This window comes from Clostridium sp. HV4-5-A1G, from assembly GCF_900184915.1.
GTDB lineage: Bacteria > Bacillota > Clostridia > Clostridiales > Clostridiaceae > Clostridium_B > Clostridium_B aromativorans.
Window position 1 is genome coordinate 1 of sequence record NZ_FXYI02000284.1, and the last position, 2,709, is coordinate 2,709.

Sequence of the window (2,709 nt, forward strand, 5' to 3'; positions counted from 1 at the left end):
CTGTTTAATTTACATTATAAATATTATGTAAATTAAAAACAATGTAAACCAAATAAAGTATATAATAAAAATAGAACATAAAAGGAGCTGATAAAATTGACCGAAAAATTATTTTATAAAGACGCATATTTAAAAGAATGTAGATCAAAAATAGTACGGATATTAGAAGAAGATGATAAAATAAAAGTGGTTTTAGATAAGACCATATTTTATCCAGAAGGTGGGGGACAGCCTTCTGATACAGGTACTATTGATGGCTTAAAGGTAAATTATGTATATGAGGACAATGGAGTTATATATCACTGTATTGAAGGTAAACCCAAAAATAAATGTGTAACCTGTAAAATTGATTTTAAAAAGAGATTTGATTATATGCAGCAGCATTCTGGAGAACACCTATTATCTGGAGTTATATTTACTTTATTCAATGGAAACAATAGAGGATTTCATCTGGGGGAAGATCATGTAACGGTAGATATTGATATAGAACCTATGGATGAGAACATGATAAACAGAATAGAGAATTTAGTAAATGAATGTATTTATAAAAATCGAACTATAAAAACTTATGTGGTTTCAAGGAAAGAAAGTTTGAAATTTCCTTTAAGAAAGCAAGTTAAGGAAGGTGTAGAAAATGTGAGGATAGTTCAAGCACTCAATATGGATTGCTGTGCCTGCTGTGGCACTCATGTATTAAGAACTGGCGAAATAGGTATATTGAAAATACTGAAGGCAGAAAAGTATAAAAAGATGACTAGAATATATTTTAAGTGCGGCAATAGAGCATTAGCGGATTTTCAGAAAGAACATAAAATAATCATGGATTTAAGCAAAGATTTTTCAACAGAGATTTTTCACATAGAAGACAGGGTAAATTTTGAAAAAAATGAAATTAAAGAACTTCTAACAGAAAACAAGGATATGAAAAAAACCCTAGCTAGATATGAGGTAAAGGATATTATTAAAGATAAAACTTCGAATATAATTTTAAAGGGATATGATGATAAGAAATTTGAGGAAATTAAACTTATAGCTTCTGTTATTTTAGAGGAGGAGTCGGAGAAATATATATTGATTTTGTATTCAAATATAGATAAGAGAATATTGTTTATAAATAATTTGAAAAATGAAATCAACTGCGGAAAGCTGTTTAAAGATAATATAAAAAGTTTTAATGGGAAGGGCGGCGGAAATGCTTACCAGGCACAGGGAATATTTTTAAATAATAATGATATTGCAAGCTTTTCAAATTTCCTGTATTCTAAAGTGGTATAATCAAATTTTAAGAAATTAGGTGAAATGTTTGTATTTTGATAATGTATTAAAAATAATGTTATCTATGGCTTTAATAGCACAGCTTTTTTTATCTTTTGTGAAAGGAAGATCCTTTAAAAGAGATTATGGAAAAAATATTTTAATACTGGAATGGAGTTCTGAAAGAAGAAAAGCTCTATCTTTGATTTTTATAGGACTTGTGATATATATAATTTACATATTGGTGACAGGTTATTTTTCAATACTTTCTGTATTGATTGTTGCCTATATATTGGTTAGTGTTTATGATTTCAGCAAGATAAAAATAATCACTTCGAAGGGAATAGGTGAAAAGAGTTTTTATAGTAATGCATATTATAATTTTACTTACTGGGAAAATATTGTTCAATGGAAATGGATGGAGAATAGAAAAAACATATTGATATTTAAATTAAAAAGAAAAAATAAAATAAAAACAAAGGATTGGAAGGTACTTCCTTCTGAAATAAAGGAGGTAGAAAAATGTTTTTCTACAAATGCTTTTACTTCAGAGGATCAAGATAACATTTAGTAAATAGTTCTGTTTTTACTGATGATTATTGTATCCATATATTATATCTTTAATTACTTCTCCACCTATTATCATTCCTGCTACAGGAGGCACGAAAGAATTGCTTGCAGGTATTTGACGCTTGGCAAGACATTTTCTAGAGCCCCCTATACAGACACAGCCTTCTTTGCAGGTTACCACTTCATCAATTTTAGGTTTTTGAGGAACTTCCTCGGAATATAAGACCTTTAATTCCCTTACCCCTCTTTTTTTCAATTCACGCCGCATTACCTTGGCTAAAGGACATATTTTTGTATCGTATATATCTGATATTTTAAATTGAGTCGGATCCATTTTATTTCCAGCTCCCATACAACTTATTACATTTATATTGTGAGACTTGCACCAGAGTACTAAAGATATCTTAGAAGATACTGTATCAACTGTATCCACTACATAGTCTGTATTATCTGGTATAATCTCATTTATATTGTCATCTTTTACAAATGTACGATAAGTTTCTACTCTGCAATTTGGATTTATGTCTAAAACTCTGTCTTTTAAGACATCTACTTTATATTTACCTATTGTATGAAAGTTGGCTTGTATTTGCCTGTTTATATTGGTTAGGCAGACAGTGTCATCGTCTACGAGTACTAGGTGACCTATACCACTTCTGGCAAGTGATTCAAGAGTAAACCCACCTACGCCACCTAATCCAAATATTACTACGGTACTTTCTCTTAATTTTTGCAAAGCCTTTGTACCAATTAACAGTTCAGTTCTTGAAAATGCATGTTGTTTCATTAAAAGATCTCCTCTTAACTATAAAATGTTGATGATTAATACCATATAAAATTATATAGTTTTAAATTCTTTTAAGCAATAGATTTTATATTATATAC

General features: G+C 29.3%; 3 protein-coding genes. 2 read left to right on the forward strand and 1 reads right to left on the reverse strand.

Annotation, left to right across the window (positions count from 1 at the left end; translation table 11 throughout):
• Window positions 1-96: 96 nt before the first annotated feature.
• A complete protein-coding gene (locus J5G60_RS17755) occupies window positions 97-1,275 on the forward strand; it encodes an alanyl-tRNA editing protein (protein WP_150357182.1) in 1,179 nt (392 codons plus the stop codon).
• Window positions 1,276-1,303: 28 nt separating this feature from the next.
• Window positions 1,304-1,825, forward strand: coding sequence for a hypothetical protein (locus J5G60_RS17760; RefSeq protein ID WP_150357181.1), 522 nt, complete (start codon window positions 1,304-1,306; stop codon window positions 1,823-1,825).
• A gap of 15 nt (window positions 1,826-1,840) precedes the next feature.
• Here J5G60_RS17760 and J5G60_RS17765 read toward each other — a convergent pair whose 3' ends face one another.
• A complete protein-coding gene (locus tag J5G60_RS17765; RefSeq protein ID WP_150357180.1) occupies window positions 1,841-2,611 on the reverse strand; it encodes a tRNA threonylcarbamoyladenosine dehydratase in 771 nt (256 codons plus the stop codon).
• Window positions 2,612-2,709 lie beyond the last annotated feature (98 nt).